Raw genomic sequence first — 17680 nt, 5'->3', positions numbered from 1 at the left:
ACACCCGAAACTAACCGGGTGTTTGTCAACTTAGCTAACTATTAAAATTCTGCTTCTAATTAATTTCAGGATTGGCCTGAACCTCTGTTAAAGGAACAGGGAAATAAGAGTGCTTATTAGCACTAAAACCAGTTCTTCCTGCAGCTTGCATGGCTTCATCAAGCATTCCCCAACGTCTGAGGTCAAAGAAACGTGTAGATTCAAGAGTAAGTTCCATGGTGCGCTCATGCTTAATTTGCTCGCGTACCTCTTCTTGGGTACTGGCAGTAGTCGATGGCATATTACCATGTACATCCCTTATGGTATTGATGATGTTAATAGCTTCAGTGGTATTTCCTGTTTCGTTTAATGCTTCAGCGTACATTAATAATACATCAGCATAACGCATTAATACCACATTCACACCAACATAACTGTTGTTCCACACGTAGTTTGGCAACCATTTTCTGAAGTAAGCACTGTTATCCTTAGCATCGGCAGAACCATAGGTTCCTTCTACCAGAACATCCCAGGTGTACCCCTGCATTTCATTGGTGTTTGTATCATTGAAATACGGATCTTTAAAATAAACCGTACCGTATAGACGATTGTCATACAATCCGTTATTTGCTATTTGACCTTCTGTTTTCATGTCATCGACGAGATCGATAGTGGCTTCAATACCGCCCCATCCGCCAACACACCAGTCACCGATAAAAGCATGTAAGCGTGTAGCGTTCCAGGAAGTAGCATCACCACTTTTGAACTGTAATTCAAAAATGGATTCTACATTGTTCTCATTTTCCCCGTTGAATAGACTTAAGAAATCCGGTTCTAACTGATAGTTTCCGGCATCAACAATTTGTTTAAAAGCATTTGCAGCATTAGAAAAATCATCACCTGCCGCAGAAGTTGGATCTCCTGCTTTATGTAGATAGGCTTTACCCAGATAAGCTAAAGCAGCCCCTTTAGTGGCACGGCCTAAATCTTCTGATGCAACCGTTTCAGGAAGCATGCCGGCAGCATTGCTGAAGTCATTTAAAATTGATTCCCAGGCCTCAGGTCGCGTTGATAATGGTTTGTCGATATTTTCAGTAGTAACAATTTCGTTTCTCAATATAATTTGTTCATAAAGAGATAAAAGTTTAAAGTGATAATAACCTCTTAAAAATGTCGCTTCTCCAATAATGCGCTTTTTATCAGAATCAGAGATTTGTTCCGAAGTCATTTCTCCGACCTTAGTGATTACCTGATTGGCAAAACCTAAACCTTTATAGTTAGTTCGCCATAATACATTAATAAAAGTATGAGCATTGTCGTAAGTGAAATTAAACATCGACATCCAATGCGAATAATTTGATGCATCAGGTCCTGGAAGGGCATAATCTGATCGGAAATACTCAACGACAGGTCGTCCTTCCTGCCATCCATCCCAAAAATTACTTCTGGATTCTAGCTCAGAATAGGCGGCTACCAATCCGGATTCCGCATCGTTTACATCTCTCCAAAAAGAATTGGAGGTTAATTGATCGGGAGAAGTCTCTTCTAAAAACTCTTGGTCATCACAGGCTACCATACTTAGTAGCACAAATGCTAATAAATAGAATTTATATATTGATTTCATTTGATTCAAATTTTAAAATTGTAATTGTACACCTAAAATGAATGACTTACTTCTTGGGTATAAACTTCTGTCAATACCTCTGGATAAGATGTCACCTCCAACTTCCGGGTCTAAACCATCATAATCACTAAGTGTAAATAGGTTTTGACCGGTAACATAAAGTCTGAACTTATCTATCATAAGGGTGTCTAAGATCTCTGATGGAATTGAGTATCCCAACTGAATTGTTTTAATTCTCAAATAGTCACCATCATGTAAAAATCTTGTAGAGGCTCGGTTGTTTCCATTTGGATCTCCTAAAACAGCTCTAGGGATGCTGGTGTTGGTGTTAGAAGGAGTCCACGCATGAAGTGTTTCGCTTCTAAAGTTACGTCCACTATCCATACCTAACATTTCAAAACTGTTACCGTTGTATATTTTATTCCCTCCGACACCTTGGAAGAACACATTAAAATCAAAGTTTTTAAAGTTGGCTGTCAGGTTTAAACTATACTCGAACTTAGGAATGGCGGTTCCTTGATAAACCGCATCACCATCATCAATAACACCATCACCGTTCGCATCTTTAAAGCGAATATCGCCAGGTTGTGCATCTGGTTGAATTGGAGAACCATTTAAGTTATGAGCATCTATTTCTGCCTGATTTTGGAAGATTCCGTCTGCAACCGGTAAAAAGAAGGCGCCTGGTTCATAACCTACCTTTGTCTGATTCACAAAGTGGTCAGAGCCAAATTTTAAACCTACACCATATAATACCTGATCTTCACTGCTCAATTGAGTTACCTCACTGTTGATGGTTGTAAAAGTGGCAAAAGCACTATATTTAAACTCATGATCTTTGTTGGAATATCCCAATTCAAACTCCAGACCGCTGTTTTCGAATTCCCCAACATTAACAACAGGATCATTGATTCCTGAAGAAGGTGAAACAACCTTGGTTATCAACAGATCTTCGGTAGTACTTTTATAATAGTTGATTGCACCTTGCAACTTTCTTCCTAAACTCGCAAAGTCAACACCGATGTTTGAAGAAGTGTTTGTTTCCCACTGCAAGTCATCGTTCTGAAGTTCTCTGGCAATACTTCCTAAATATGAAGTTTGTGGATCACCGAAAACATATCCACCATCATTCTGACTTTTACCCTGACTGATAAGTGCTACATAGTCATAATATCCCAGAGCAGAGTCATTACCCGCTTGTCCCCAGCTGTAACGAAGCTTTAAAAAATCGAATATATTTTGATTTTCCATAAAGCTTTCTTCTGTTAATTTCCATCCCAAGGCAAATGAAGGAAAGTTACCATATTGATTGTTCTTTCCAAACTTTGAACTTCCATCCCTACGGATACTCGCCTGGAGCAGATAACGATCTTTAAAAGAGTAATTAACACGTCCGAACTGAGATACTAAGCTGTATTCGGCATTCGTTCCGGAAGCAGTATAAGTTCCATCAGAAAAAGCATCCAGGGTGTTAAAGCTTGGATCGAGAATAATTGCCGGAACCTTTACTTCGTTACCGTCTTCATCTTCTTCTATTTTATATCCCTCTGCTTGCGCATAAGTAGTTCTGAAAGGTTCTCTGATTCTTTGATAACCTGCTAAAAGTCCAATTGCATGCTCTCCAACCTGAAAATCATAATTCAAAGTGTATTCTTGATTAATCCTTCTTGATTCTGTATTGAGTTCGGAGATAAAAGCATATTCCCTGCCTTCTTCCTGAACATCTCGGGCTCTGAATGGTTGATTAAAATTATAACCATATGAATTTAGATTGGAAACAGATAAATTAGCTTTGGCATTTAACCCTTTTAAGATTTCGTAATTTAAAGACAACGTACCTAAAAAATATTTAGACTTTGTATAGCTGTTTAGATAATGATCCTCGGCGATCGGATTTCTGTGATCTGGGATATCCCCGTCTCTATAGCCATATCCTGATTGTTTGCTATCGTCAAATATTGGAATTAGTGGAGATATCTGATAAGTCTCCCGTAATGAGAACTTATAGTTTTCCCTATATGTTTCACTGTAGTTTAAATTAGTGTTGACTTTAAATTTGCCTTTAGTAATCCCCATATTGGCTACAAGTCCCTTCTTAGTAAACTCCGAACCTATTAAAACCCCTATTTCATCAGCATAGTTACCTCCAATACTATAATTTATGTTCTCCGAAGCACCACTAACCCGGGCATTCACCATTTGTAATTCACCGGTTCTGTGAGTAGCTTCAATCCAGTCGGTGTTAACCGATGGAGGATTGCTTACATACTGAGGAAGTGTCAATCCTGCATTCTCATACATTTGGCGATGCACATTTACATAGCCATCCGCATCTAACAAGTTCATTTCTTCTGCAGGTGTGTTAATACTCAAAGATGAATTGATTTCAATCCTCGGTTTTCCAGATTTCCCTTTTTTTGTGGTAATAATGATTACACCATTTGCAGCTTTGGTACCATAAATAGCTCCGGAAGCAGCATCTTTTAAAACTTCCATCGAAGCAATATTATTAGGATCGATATAATAAGGATCTGCTTGTACACCGTCTACAATATAAAGAGGTTGGTTGTTACCAAAACTTCCGATTCCCCTGATCGTTACATCTGCAGTAGAACCCGGACTTCCTGAAGAGGTAACGGTTACACCGGAAACTCTTCCTTGTAATGCGTCGGTCGGACTCGTGGTAACAACCTGGGTCAGGTCTTCGCTTTTTACCGTACTAATGGCTCCGGTGACATCACTTTTTTTCTGTGTCCCATAACCAACAACCACAATCTCATCCAGACTTTGAGCATCTTCTTCCAGTGACACATCAACGGTAGTTGATGAATTAACCGCAACTTCTTTCGTCCTGAATCCTAAAAATCGATATACCAATATGGTATTATTATCAGGAACTTCGATGGTGTATTTGCCGTCGAAATCAGTTTGTGTGCCGACGGATTCATTTCCCTTAATAGAAATGGTGGCTCCGGGTAAGGGAGCGCCCGTATTGTCAGATACCGTGCCGGTAATTATAAGTTGAGGAATGACTGTTGGAACTTCTGGTTTTTTATCCAGTAAAATAGTTCCGTCGGAAGTGAAGGAATATTTGAAATTACCGTAGGATAAACTTTTTTTAAGAAGTGTTTCCGCTTTAATCGTTCCCCTCTTAACCTCCACCTTGGGAGCATCTTTAAATAGATCAGATCTGTAAATAAAAGTATGATCAGTCTGATCTTTGATAAGATCAAAAACTTCTTCAACCGTCAGTTTTGAATCGTTTTTGATAGTGATCTTTGAATTCTGAGAAAAACCTGCTTTTGATCCAAAAGCAAAAGTTGTTAAACAACATAAGAAAATAAATGTTCTCATCATGTTCATTAAAATGTTTTCCCCATAGCGCATAAGGAATTCATTAAATTTAGATTTCATAAATTTACGCGTTAGTTAGTTAAATATTTATTTAATTAATTAATCTGGCGGGGATGGAGATTTAAATTGTCCAGGTCTAAACTCCATTCCCTTTTCTTTGGTTACTTCATAATGATTTTGTTTTCTATTTTTTCAAATTTTGCTTCATTCGTATTTTCTATGGTTAAAAGAATATTTTCCAAATCTTGATGTTTGTTAAAAACTCCGTTAAATCGAATTTCACCAGCTTCTGCATTTTCAATTTCAATGTCGACATCATACCATCGGGATAATTGAAGCATGATTTCATGAAGTGTTTTATTTTTAAAGCTAAATAACCCTTCTTTCCACAAAATTGCATCGTTTACATCCACGGCCGTAATTTTAATAGTGTTGGTAACTGTATTAAAATTAGATTGATTTCCGGGGGTTAATTTTCTTGTCGATCCATTATTCTCAATACTAACCGACCCCTCAACCAGGGTAGTGGCAATATAGGAGTCACTTTTATAGGCTTTGACATTAAATTCCGTTCCCAGCACTTTTACGTTTTGCTCTTGAGATTTAACCATAAAATCTGCACCCTGATGTTGAGTGCTCGGAGATACATCAAAATAGGCTTCCCCATAAATTAATTCAACCATTCTGGTATTACCTTTGGTAAATGTTACTGGGTACTTAATCTTAGATTCTGAGTTCAACCAAACTTGAGTGCCGTCTGAAAGTGTTATAAAGAACTGCCCGCCTCTGGGAATTGTTAATGTATTGTATTTTATTTCAGATGTTTTGTTGTCTGAAGTATCATATGTTAACTCTTTGCCATTACTGGTAAGGTGCTTATTGGTATATGATTTACCCGCCTCTAAAGGTATTTCACTTCCGTCCTCAAGGGTTAAAACAGCCTTGTCAGTTCCGATTTCAATTTTCTTTTCAGTGGCCACTACCGGAACTGATAGTTCTGAATCATCTTGTTTGCTTATGAAAGGAAGTGAAATTAAAACGGTAATAGCTGCAGCTATAGCAGCAACCCTAAGTGGCGTAAACAATGCTTTTTTTCGACGAAGTTTTGGTGCAAGGTTCTTATAGGCTACGTCTACATCGATCCCATCTAGTGATTTCCCATAGTTTTTAATCACATTTTTATAATACTGCCTGTGTATTTCAGATTCTGCGTACCACTCATCAAAGAGAATTTGCTCCTTTTCGGTGAGTTCGTTATTTATTTTTTTTAGAATGAGCTTAAACTCCATCAATGCCTTTTTTAAAAACTATTTACTCATATGACAATAGAATGGCAATAAAGGGTGACAAAAAATAAAGAAAATTTAAAAATAATGTGAAAACATTGATTCTTGCGCTTATTGAAAGTGCTGTAAGAAAAGAAATAAAAGCGGACTCAAAGATGCCGATATCTTGATCTTCGCTCGCTTTAGTTGCGTTTTTACCGTATTAACAGATACGCCCATTTCCTCTGCAATTTCACTGTATTTGTAATTGCTGATAAAACGTAAACGAACAATTTCCTGCATTTTTACCGGTAGTTCGGTTATGATCTTTTGAAGTTGATTCTGAATGATTTGTTTATCCGATTGCGAAAAGGATTCCAAATCGTGATTACTGATTAAAACCGTATTGAGATCAAGCAGGTGTAATGAATCTTGAATTTTTATTGACTTTAGATAGTTAAGACATTTGTTGCGAACCATTACGTATAAATAAGACTTTAAAGAATCTCTTATTTGCAATGATTCGGCTTGCTCCCATAAATAGATGAACACCTCCTGAACAATATCTTCGCTGGCGTTTTTGTCAAAAAGATATCCATTGGCATAAACAACTAACTCAGCATAAAGATCACTGAAGAGTTTTTTAAAAACCTTCTGATTCTTATTCTTTATCTCGGCTAAAATGAATCGTTGGTTCAAGGAAATAGCTAATATGGTTGATTACTATTAATTTCTCAAAACTTAGGCTGGGTTATTCGCAAATATATTTTTTTTTATGTAATTATCTACTCAAAGTTGAAAATTCGTTTTTTTTTGTACTTTAGCTGCGTCCAACACGACAACAAGTTTCTTTGTTGTTACTTCACAATGATTTTTCTTTAAAAAAAGAAGAGTGATCTTCTTTAAAATTCTATTTACAACAATAGAAATATAGTTTTATGATGAAGAAAAATAAAGTAATTGCGCTTACGTGCTGTTTACTGACTTTTATTGCATGTAAACAAAAGGATGAGATGAATGTAAAGCCTGAGTTTACCTATCTTTATGAAGCCAGTAATACGTTAAACTACAAGGGAGTGCCGGAACATAAAGTCGATAGAAACATGTTAATGTTTTCAGATCAGGGAGCATGGTTTTCATATGGACTTCGGAACAACTCGGATGATTATGGAGGGTTTACAGGACCGTTTTTGCTGACCCAGGAAAATGGGGTGTGGATTGGCCCATCCCTATCCAGAATTGATTTGTTAAATGAAAAAAACATATCACTTGTAGATTGGAATCAAGATCTGATAGACCAAAGTAGTTACCACAGCCATTTAGAACAAACGTACGAAAATGAAAACTTAAGAGTGCAGCAAGAACTGGTGTTTGTTTCTGCTCATACAGCCCTTCAAAGAACACGGGTTACAAATCTCTCTAACCAGGAGATTGATCTTGGTTTCAGGTTGAATTCAAATTTATTTGAAGATTTGGGGATTCATTTGGAGAGAGAGGCGGAATATGTGAAGATTACCTCCGACAGAACAGATGCTATAGGATATGTTGGCATTGTATCAGACAATAGTAAAATAAGGGTTGAAGATTCCCTTTCTTTTGAAGTTTATCAAAAACCTATGTTATTAAAATCCAGAGAAACCAAAGAGGTGTTAGTGTCACAGACGTTTATATTCCCTGGTTACAGCTGGAGTAAAGAACAATCTACAATAAAAGAAGTTAATTTTGATGAGCTTCTTCTGAAAAGAATGTTAGAGAAAGAAAATCAATTGGAAAAATTGATTAGCAGACAACAAAAAGCCTTCAAAAATCAACAGTATGAGATCCTCCTTGCTAAGACGTTGCTGACCTTGCAAAATAATTGGCGTGTTCCTGCCGGAGAATTGAAACATGCAGGTTTATTTCCCAGCTACCATTATAAATGGTTTCATGGATTTTGGTCGTGGGACTCATGGAAACATGCTGTCGGAATAGCCATGTACGATCCTCAATTGGCAAAAGATCAGGTGAGAGCGATGTTTGATTTCCAATCGGATGATGGGTTTATTGTAGACTGTGTTTACAGAGATACCACGATCGAAGCTCACAATTACCGAGACACCAAACCTCCTTTGGCCGCTTGGTCTGTAGCTAGCATAGTTCGACGCACCAACGATACAAGTTTTGCAAAAGAGATGTACCCTAAGTTAAAAAAGTATCATTATTGGTGGTATCAAAAAAGAGATCACGATCAGGATGGGCTTTGTGAATATGGGTCAACCGATGGAACATTAATAGCAGCAAAATGGGAAAGCGGGATGGACAATGCCATCCGGTTTGACGATTCAAAAATTCTGAAAAATGATGATGGAGCGTACTCCCTCGATCAGGAAAGTGTTGACTTAAATGCTTACCTCTACGCAGATAAAAAATTTCTGGCCTATCTTGCTAATGTTACCAATAATGAAGCTGATTTAAAAACCTTTTTGTCAGAAGCTAAAGCACTCAAAGTTAAAATTCAATATCAGTTTTACAGCCGTGAAGATGGCTGGTTTTATGATACATCATTAGATGGTGAAAGTTTTATCAAGGGAGAAGGAAGTGAAGGTTGGATTCCGCTATGGGCAGGTGTTGCTAAACAAGAACAAGCCGATAAAGTGAGAGATCGGATGATGGATCGATCGAAGTTTTACACCAAAGTCCCTTTTCAAACAATGTCTAAAGATCATTCAAAGTTTGATCCGATGAACGGTTATTGGAGAGGGCCCAATTGGATAGATCAGGCATACTTCGGAATTGAAGGGTTAAGAATGTATGGGTATGAGGAAGAAGCCAATAAAGCCACAGAGCAAGTTCTAAAAGGAGCCGAAGGACTGCTGGGAAAAGGAGCTTCGATCAGAGAGAATTATCATCCAATTACCGGGAAAGGGCTGAATGCGCAGAATTTCAGCTGGAGTGCAGCCCATATTATAATGATGTTAACCGAAGAGTAGTGATTATAAATAATAGATTCATGATCAATATGGATTATAACAAAATAGAAATAACCGCCACGGAAGCTGAAACTATTTTAAAGGAACGTTTTCAAATTAATGGTAAGGCAAAACGGTTACCGGGAGAAATTGACTTCAATTTTAAAATCGATGATCAAAATGGAAAATCCTTCATTTTAAAGGTATCAAGACCTGAAGAAAATATAGACTATTTAAATTTTCAACAACAATTATTAGAACACCTTGCACATGCTAAAAAATCTTTGATTGCTCCAAAAGTAATTAAAGATATAGAAGGTGAAGGGATCTCCGAAATAACAGATCATCATGGAAATAAAAGAAAAGTTAGATTGTTAACCTGGATTTCAGGAAGAGTTTGGAGCTCTGTAAATCCAAAATCAAATGAACTTTTATATAGCCTCGGTGAAGAATGTGGAAAATTGACTCAGGAACTTTGTGATTTTGATCATTCATATGCGAATCGAAAATTTGAATGGGATGTAGCACAATCATTATGGACAGAAAACTACCTTCTCTATTTTGGGGAAAAAGAGAGGGAAGTTCTGGAGTACTATCAAAAAAGGTTTAAAGACCTCCAGGGTGTCTACTCCCAATTGAGAAAAACTATAGTTCATAACGATGCCAATGATAATAATGTGATCGTTTCAGAAGATTTACAAAACCCAAAGGTGATTTCATGTATCGATTATGGAGATGCTGTTTATACGCAGTCAATTAACGATCTTGCCATTGCATCGGCTTATGCCATAATGAATTGTAATAATCCTCTGCAAGCGGTTTTACCAATTATTTCCGGATATCACAAATCATTTAAGTTAAAACCAGAGGAGTTAAAAGTACTATATGTGGCTATCGGGATGCGACTTGTAATATCGGTTACCAAATCAGCCATCAATAAAATTAAAGAACCTGAAAATGAATATTTGTTGATCAGTGAAAAACCAGCTTGGGATTTACTTTATAAATGGTATGATGTAAGTGAAGATTTTGCACATTACAGTTTTAGAGAGGCATGTGGTTATGCACCCCATCCAATGGCGTCCAAATTTATGGATTGGACAGAGAATCAACAGTTAACAATTGAAGCTTTGTTTCCTACAGAGGTATCTAGGATCATTTACCCTATAGACCTTAGTGTTTCCAGTACCTTTCTCGGTCACGAAAAAGATTATGAGGATCAGGATTACTTTGAATTTAAGCTGAATCAAATTCAAAAACGAAATCCGGGAACATTAATTGCCGGTGGGTACCTGGAACCCCGACCATTTTATACAAGTAATATGTATGAAAGAGAAGGAAACCTTGGAATAGAGCATAGAACCATCCACCTGGGAATTGATTTTTGGTTACCTGCCAATACTCCGGTACATGCATTTATGGAGGGAGAGGTGTATTCAGTAACTGAAGATAAAGGAGAAAAAGGTTATGGCGGATTGGTTATTCTAAAACATCGTGCCGATGATTTCGAATTCTTTACGATTTATGGTCATTTATCGATAGAAAGTATCCGGCATCTTAAAGAAGGGAGCATAGTAAATTGTGGTGATCTTATTGGAAAATTAGGAGCATATAATGAGAACGGAGGATGGGTTCCCCATCTGCATTTTCAGGTAACGTTATCAATGCTGGACTATAAAAATGACTTTCCAGGGGTAACATTTCATAGTGAACTTCCTGTCTGGAGAAGCCTATGCCCTGATCCAAATGCCTTATTCAAAAGTAACGGATTAAATCCTCAAATGGAAATTCCGGATCATCAGATTATCGCCTACCGAAAGCAACATCTCGGTAAAAGTTTGAGTTTACAGTATAACATACCAATAAAAATGGTACGCGGTAAGGGTCAGTATTTAATAGATCAATTTGGTAAAAAATACCTCGACACGGTAAATAATGTAGCTCATGTAGGTCACGAGCATGCTCAAGTGGTTCAGGCAGGGCAAGATCAAATGGGACTCATCAATACCAACTCCAGATACCTTCATGAAAATATAAATGAGCTTGCCAGGGAAATTATCGAAACCCTACCTCCCGAATTAAGTGTATTGCATTTTGTCAATTCAGGGAGTGAAGCAAATGAATTGGCACTTAGAATGATGAAAGCAGCAACTGGAGCTAAAGATGTTATTGCTTCAGAAGTAGGATATCACGGAAACTCCAACGCATGTATAGATATCAGCTCCTATAAGTTTGATGGTAAAGGAGGACAGGGAGCGCCTGAACACACTCATATTTTTCCATTACCGGATAAGTTCAGAGGAAAGTTTACCGGGATAAACACCGGACCATTATATGCTCTGGAAGTAAAGAAACTTATTGATAAAGTACATAAAAAGGGCAGAAATGTCGGAGCTTTAATTGTAGAACCTATTATCAGTTGCGGTGGACAAATTGAACTCCCTGAAGGATTTTTAAATCAGGCCTATGCTTATGTTAGAGAAGCAGGAGGGGTTTGTATTTCAGATGAAGTTCAGGTAGGCTGTGGTCGTATGGGAAAATCCTTTTGGGGGTTTCAGCTATATAATGTTATTCCGGACATTGTAACTATTGGAAAACCTTTGGGTAATGGACACCCCTTGGCAGCGGTAGCCTGTACTCAGGAAATCGCTGAAAAGTTCGCAAATGGTATGGAATACTTTAATACGTTTGGTGGTAACCCCGTGTCTTGTGCTATAGGAGCCGCAGTTTTAAAGGTGGTGAAAGAGGAAAAATTACAACAGAATGCACTTCAGGTTGGAGAATATCTTAAACAAGAACTTCGTCAACTTGCTCATGAGTTTCCAATTATTGGAGATGTTCGCGGTCAGGGTTTATTTCTGGGAATAGAATTCGTAGATAAAAAGCTAAAACCATTAAAAGCTCAAGCCGATTATGTTATAAACCGTATGAAAGACTATGGAATTCTAATGAGTACCGACGGCCCGGATAATAATGTTCTTAAAATAAAGCCTCCAATGGTTTTTACGGAAACCAACGCTTCTGAGTTGATTTTTCACCTCAGGAAAGTCCTTAAAGAAGATTTTATGAATGCTTATTAATGATCAGGAGTTGTGTAAAGAGATGATGGTTCGACTTTGTAGTCAGGAGATCTAAAAATATTTGGCTTTATCAGTTCCGTGACAAAGGCGATCCATCTCATATTCGATGGTTAAAAGATATGTATACAAATCCTAAAAAGTGTTTAATTTCAAAAGATTACAATGAACAAAATATATATTGTTGCACTATTAGCTTTTGCCATGACTGCTTGTCATAAGGAAAAGTTAGAAGAAGTGCCTGAACAAACCAACCATTACAATCACAAGGTGTTTGAAGAGAATAAGTTACCCCCAAGAGCAACTTTTTTTGGTTTTGAAAATGCCGAGATACATCAAATAGAACATTCTAAGCGGTATTTAAATTTAAATGGAGAGTGGAAATTTCACTATGTAAAGAACCCTCTGCATCGTCCCCTTACTTTTCAAAACGTTCAATACGATGATAGCGATTGGGGAAAGGTTAAGGTGCCCGCAAATTGGGAAACAGAAGGATATGGAAATCCAATTTATCTTGACGAACGCTATCCTTTCACTACCAATTGGCCGGACGCTCCAACCGATTATAATCCTGTTGGAACCTATAGAAATATGGTTGTTTTAGATCAGAAGATGCTGGATGAGGAAGTTATTTTACATTTTGCTGCGGCAAAATCAGCAATGTACGTGTATGTGAATGGAAAATATGTTGGATATTCTCAAGGAAGTAAGACACCTGCAGAATTTAATATTTCATCATTTGTTCAAAAAGGAGAAAACCTAATTGCGCTTCAAATGTTTCGCTGGAGTGATGCGAGTTATCTCGAAAGTCAAGATATGCTTAGAATGAGCGGTATAGAACGAGATGTTTACATATACACCCGACCGAAGGTTTTTATAGCGGACTATGAGTCATACACCAATCTGGATAACACCTATGCCAATGGAGTTTTTAAGGGAACAATTAGTATTAATAATACCCTTGAGCAAGAAGTTAAAAGAAAAGTGAGTGTCCTGATAATGGAGAAGGATTCAATCATATTTTCTGCTTCTGAATTTCTAACAATAGCTCCTAAAGATACTTTAGAATTCCAGGTAGAACAACTGATTCCTGAGATTAAGACATGGTCAGCTGAAACTCCAAATCTGTATGAATTTAAGATCGCATTGGAAGATGAAGCGAATTCGGAAAATAATCAATATGTTAATAGGTATACCGGGTTTAAGCGGGTAGAAATCCAAGATAGTCAGCTTTTAATTAATGGTAAGCCAATTTATTTTAAAGGGGTAGACCGACATGAAACAGATCCCATTACGGGGCATGTAGTTTCGAAGGAAAGTATGGAGCAGGATATTAAACTAATGAAACAGCATAACATTAATGCGGTGCGAAGTTCCCATTATCCCAACGATCCTTATTGGTTATCGCTATGCGACAAGTATGGGCTTTATGTTATTGATGAGGCAAACATTGAAAGTCATCCTTTGGCTATAGATGAGAAAATCCAGATTGGTAACGAAATGAGTTGGCTTCCGGCACATATGATGCGTACCCAACGTATGTATTTTAGAGATAGAAACCATGTAAGTATTTATTCATGGTCTTTGGGGAATGAAGCTGGCGAAGGAGAGGTGTTTAGAACCACGTATAAGTGGCTGAAAGAAAATGATGATAACAGGATCGTGCAATATGAGCCGGCAGGAAAGGAAGATTATACAGACATCTATTGCCCGATGTATCCAAGATTTAATTATTTAATAGAACATGGTAAATCTACTTCAGATAAACCTTCGGTGATGATAGAGTACGCCCACGCCATGGGTAATTCTGTGGGTAACTTGCAGGAATATTGGGAAATCATTGAAAAATATCCAAACCTTCAGGGAGGATATATTTGGGATTGGGTAGATCAAAGCCTGGAATATACCAATGATGAAGGGGAAAAGTATTTTGCTTACGGTCATGATTTTCACCCCGACTTACCAACCGATGGTAATTTTTTAAATAATGGATTGGTCGATCCTTTCCGGAATCCACACCCTCATTTAACCGAGGTTAAAAAGGTATATGAACCGGTACACTTTAATTATAATGGAAACGGAGTAATTGAAATTAAGAATAAAAACTTCTTCACCGATTTATCAGATAAATTAATAGTCTGGTCCATTCTGTTAGATGGTCAACCGATACATAAAGACTCAGTAGGAGTTGTTCGGATTTTACCACAACAAAAAGAGAAGCTGATACTTAATAACTTTCCAACAGTCTTGGAGCGTGGAAAAGAGTATATTCTGGAAGTTAACTTGCTTCAAAAAGAAGAGACAGAATTGGTTCCTGGAGGATTTGAAGTAGCATGGGATCAGTTCTTGCTTCAAAAGGGAGGTGTTCAAACAGTTGAAAAGAATCCGGAAGAGACGATTTCAATTATTGAAATCAATGGTGAGTTTGTGATGGAAAATGTGACTACCTCGTTTAAAATTGATGCAAATACCGGCGAAATTAAAAATTGGTCATATAATAAGTCATTGATTACTGCAGATCCAATTCACCTGAATTTTTGGCGTCCACCTACAGATAACGATCTTGGTAATGGTTTACAGACCAGAGCAAAAGCCTGGCAAAATGCAAGCTATAGTTATACAGCTAAGCTACTAGAGAAACCAAGAGTTGCAGAGGAAGGTGTGAAGTTTAAGGTAGAGTATATTTTGCCAAACGATGAAGCAGGAGTAACAGTATCATATCATTTAAAAAACTCAGGTGCTCTTAAGGTTAATTATAGCTTTACTCCAAATAAAAAAGACCTCCCGGAGTTGCCTAGAATAGGGATGTATCTACTGCTTCCCGATACATTTAATGAGGTCCATTGGTATGGTAATGGGCCAGTAGAAAGTTACGAAGATCGAAAAACAGGAGTGAAAACAGGCCTGTATAAATCCGACATAAAAGAAGGGTTTCATAGATATATGCGACCGCAGGAAACAGGGAATAAAACAGATGTTCGCTGGATGGAACTTATAGCCTCAGAAGTTAAACTAAAAGTAACTTCTCGAGAATGGTTAAATGCCAGTATATGGCCCTTCCAAATGAAAGAACTTGATTTTATTGAAGGTAAGGATGGAGCTGCTTCAGCATCCGGGCTGGTTCCTGTAACCAGCAAACATGGAGCAGATATTAAAATTGGTAAAAAGTATCAATGGAATATAGATTACAGACAGATGGGTGTCGGAGGTGATAATTCATGGGGGGCCAAAGTACATGATGAATACCTTATTGAACCAAACATGTATAAGTATTCTTTTACCATAATCCCTAATTAGAATAAAAATATTTAAAAGCGGAAATAAAGTCGGGATATATTATCTCGACTTTATTGTATTTGTGTTTTCCTGATGATAAGAGACTTCTCGGGTATGCTGTTTTAGGTAGATAAGAGAGTTATAACTAAGGTCGTTTGACAGTACAATACTTGAAACAGGTTTGTCGAAAGAGTTAGACTGGTTTACCTTTAAATCTTGATACACATGAATTGGGTCGTTCTGAAATAGGGTAGAAATCTTCAGCAGAATGGCCAAAGAAATTAATCCGGATAAGAAAAGTACAGGCTTCATAAAACATTAATTATATGGGGTGAAATCCTTTTTATTAATGCAATAATAGTTAGTACATGAGTCGGAAATGTTCCACCCAATAGAATGGCACCACTTTATCAGGAGGAATTGAAAAAGTATTAATTTGTTATAGTAGTGTTATCCTGCCTGTAGGCTGAAGGAGTCAATCCGGTGTGGTTTTTAAAAACCCGATTAAAAGAAGTTTTGCTTTTGAATCCGGCTTCGTAACCAATAGCCAATATCTTGTATTCATTGTAATTCGGATTCTTCATTAACTTTTGAGCCTCATTAACCCTGTAAAGATTTATAAATTGATAAAAATTTTGATCAAAACACAAATTTAAAACCTCAGAAAGATGGTGTGTGCTCATAGAAAGTTTAGCAGCCATTTCTGCCTGATTTATATCAAAATCAAGAAATGGCTTTTCTTTTTCCATAAAATCCAAAATTAGGTTCATATAACCATCCCGATCCTCCTTCGTTAAAGATGAGTTTTTGTATTGTGCACGCGTTTTTTGACGTTGATGCTTTTCAACTGCCAATTCTTTCATTTTAGTTTTTAGCATCTTGTTTTCATTCGAAAGTAATTTGTTACTCTCTTTATAGTGCTCTTTATCTTTTTCCAGATCCTTCTTTTTTTTTATATAAATAAAAAGCATACCACCTAACAAAAGAAAAATTACACCACTACCAATAAGTACCTGGGTTTTTTTGCCATCTATAATTTCTAAGGTTTCGAGCTGAGATTCGACCATTTGCTTTTCATGCTCCGCATCGTGTTTAACATCCAGTTTGGCAGCACTCGACTTTTCCTCTAATAAGGTTTCATTCATTTCTGAATATAGCTCTTGTGCCTCGAATGATTGTTTGTAATCTCCCAATAACTCATAGGCTCGGGCAAGATGCAGGTAACAGGCTTTTTCAAGCTCCAGATCCTTTTGTGAATTTGCTATCTCTTTTGCCCTATTTAAATAAGGAATAGCCTTAGATCCCTGTTCTTTTTTAACATAGGCCATCCCCAGATTTAGGAGGCTGGTAGGCCTTTCAGGTAACGAATGCTTTTCAAGATATTCCAAGGCCTCCATTTCGGTCTCAATTACCTGGTCATATTTGCTTTGTTTGTAATAGGTGTTTGCAATATTATCCAGGGCGGTAAGAATAACACCATAATGTGATATTTTTTCCCCTAACAATTTCATCTTGAATAAATATTCAAGCGACTTTTCCTGATCCCCCAGATTCGAATGACAGATACTAAGTACATTATATGCTCCAACAATATTCAGGTCAGAGGTGTTATTAGTTTCTGATAACTCAAGCACTTCCTCTGCAGCTTTTATAGCCTTATCGTGAGCATCGATTTTATTGTAAACGTTGGCCATATTAACCAGGATGGAAACCCTGGTGTTTTTATTTTCAGGTAGCGTTTTGCAGATACTTAGCGCCTCGTGATATAATGAAAGAGACTGCTTATAAGTGTCTGTTATATTGTAATAGATGCCCAAATTAATAAGTGCCTTTATTTGCAGTTTAGGAAGATTGAAATCCTTGGCTACCATTAAGGCGGAATCATTATATTTTTTAAAATTTTCATAATCTCCTTTATTATAGGATTCGCCGGAAGCATTGAGATATGCCTCGCAATTTCTGGTAGGGAAATTCAGATCTTTGGCCCCCTTTTGACTGTCTAAGATTTTTTCCTGAGCTTGAAGAGAATCTAAAAAATTGAAACCTGAAAAAATCAAGATATAAGCTATAATGCGTAAATAGCGATTTTTATTAATAGAACCTTTATAGAAAAGCATAGTAGGGTATGTTTGGGTTGATTAGTGGGTGATACAAAGT

The 17680-nt window shown here is 37.1% G+C and carries 9 protein-coding genes; 3 read left to right on the top strand and 6 right to left on the bottom strand.

The genetic code is table 11. From position 1 onward, the window contains the following. Positions 1 to 55: 55 nt before the first annotated feature. The 4 genes from P278_RS13515 to P278_RS13500 all read right to left on the bottom strand — a co-directional run bounded on the left by P278_RS13515 (position 56) and on the right by P278_RS13500 (position 6921). Entirely contained in the window at positions 56 to 1603 is a 1548-nt protein-coding gene (locus P278_RS13515; RefSeq protein ID WP_038267794.1) for a RagB/SusD family nutrient uptake outer membrane protein, read from the bottom strand. A 12-nt stretch (positions 1604 to 1615) separates the two neighbouring features. Beyond that, positions 1616 to 5017: a SusC/RagA family TonB-linked outer membrane protein gene (locus P278_RS13510; RefSeq protein WP_038267790.1), complete on the bottom strand. Its 3402-nt coding sequence runs from the start codon at positions 5015 to 5017 to the stop codon at positions 1616 to 1618. Positions 5018 to 5118: 101 nt separating this feature from the next. After that, the gene (locus P278_RS13505; protein WP_038267787.1) at positions 5119 to 6246 is read right to left on the bottom strand and encodes a FecR family protein; all 1128 of its coding nucleotides are present in this window, start codon (positions 6244 to 6246) and stop codon (positions 5119 to 5121) included. A gap of 108 nt (positions 6247 to 6354) precedes the next feature. Then, a complete protein-coding gene (locus tag P278_RS13500) occupies positions 6355 to 6921 on the bottom strand; it encodes an RNA polymerase sigma-70 factor (RefSeq protein ID WP_038267784.1) in 567 nt (188 codons plus the stop codon). Between the two features lie 239 nt (positions 6922 to 7160). Between P278_RS13500 and P278_RS13495 the strand changes: the two genes are divergently transcribed. The 3 genes from P278_RS13495 (at position 7161) to P278_RS13485 (ending at position 15544) form a co-directional block, all read left to right on the top strand. After that, positions 7161 to 9191 (top strand): MGH1-like glycoside hydrolase domain-containing protein, encoded by a 2031-nt coding sequence (locus tag P278_RS13495; RefSeq protein ID WP_235444292.1) that lies wholly within the window; start codon positions 7161 to 7163, stop codon positions 9189 to 9191. A gap of 20 nt (positions 9192 to 9211) precedes the next feature. Beyond that, positions 9212 to 12250: an aminotransferase class III-fold pyridoxal phosphate-dependent enzyme gene (locus P278_RS13490; protein ID WP_235444291.1), complete on the top strand. Its 3039-nt coding sequence runs from the start codon at positions 9212 to 9214 to the stop codon at positions 12248 to 12250. Positions 12251 to 12412: 162 nt separating this feature from the next. After that, a complete protein-coding gene (locus P278_RS13485; RefSeq protein WP_082436164.1) occupies positions 12413 to 15544 on the top strand; it encodes a glycoside hydrolase family 2 TIM barrel-domain containing protein in 3132 nt (1043 codons plus the stop codon). Positions 15545 to 15583: 39 nt separating this feature from the next. On the opposite strand, the gene P278_RS16520 is transcribed toward P278_RS13485, so the two are convergent. Further along, the gene (locus P278_RS16520) at positions 15584 to 15835 is read right to left on the bottom strand and encodes a hypothetical protein (protein WP_074977910.1); all 252 of its coding nucleotides are present in this window, start codon (positions 15833 to 15835) and stop codon (positions 15584 to 15586) included. 119 nt (positions 15836 to 15954) lie between these two features. Beyond that, positions 15955 to 17640, bottom strand: coding sequence for an AraC family transcriptional regulator (locus P278_RS13480; protein WP_038267782.1), 1686 nt, complete (start codon positions 17638 to 17640; stop codon positions 15955 to 15957). Positions 17641 to 17680: the final 40 nt, after the last annotated feature.

This window comes from Zhouia amylolytica AD3 (genome assembly GCF_000511935.2).
Classification (GTDB): domain Bacteria; phylum Bacteroidota; class Bacteroidia; order Flavobacteriales; family Flavobacteriaceae; genus Zhouia; species Zhouia amylolytica.
This window is presented reverse-complemented; position numbering and strand designations above follow the sequence as displayed.

Bases quoted from the DNA above. Each gene is read 5' to 3' on its own strand.
- P278_RS13515 (WP_038267794.1), bottom strand. From the start codon at position 1,603: ATGAAATCAATATATAAATTCTATTTATTAGCATTTGTGCTACTAAGT.
- P278_RS13510 (WP_038267790.1), bottom strand. From the start codon at position 5,017: ATGAAATCTAAATTTAATGAATTCCTTATGCGCTATGGGGAAAACATT.
- P278_RS13505 (WP_038267787.1), bottom strand. From the start codon at position 6,246: ATGGAGTTTAAGCTCATTCTAAAAAAAATAAATAACGAACTCACCGAA.
- P278_RS13495 (WP_235444292.1), top strand. From the start codon at position 7,161: ATGATGAAGAAAAATAAAGTAATTGCGCTTACGTGCTGTTTACTGACT.
- P278_RS13490 (WP_235444291.1), top strand. From the start codon at position 9,212: ATGATCAATATGGATTATAACAAAATAGAAATAACCGCCACGGAAGCT.
- P278_RS13485 (WP_082436164.1), top strand. From the start codon at position 12,413: ATGAACAAAATATATATTGTTGCACTATTAGCTTTTGCCATGACTGCT.
- P278_RS16520 (WP_074977910.1), bottom strand. From the start codon at position 15,835: ATGAAGCCTGTACTTTTCTTATCCGGATTAATTTCTTTGGCCATTCTG.
- P278_RS13480 (WP_038267782.1), bottom strand. From the start codon at position 17,640: ATGCTTTTCTATAAAGGTTCTATTAATAAAAATCGCTATTTACGCATT.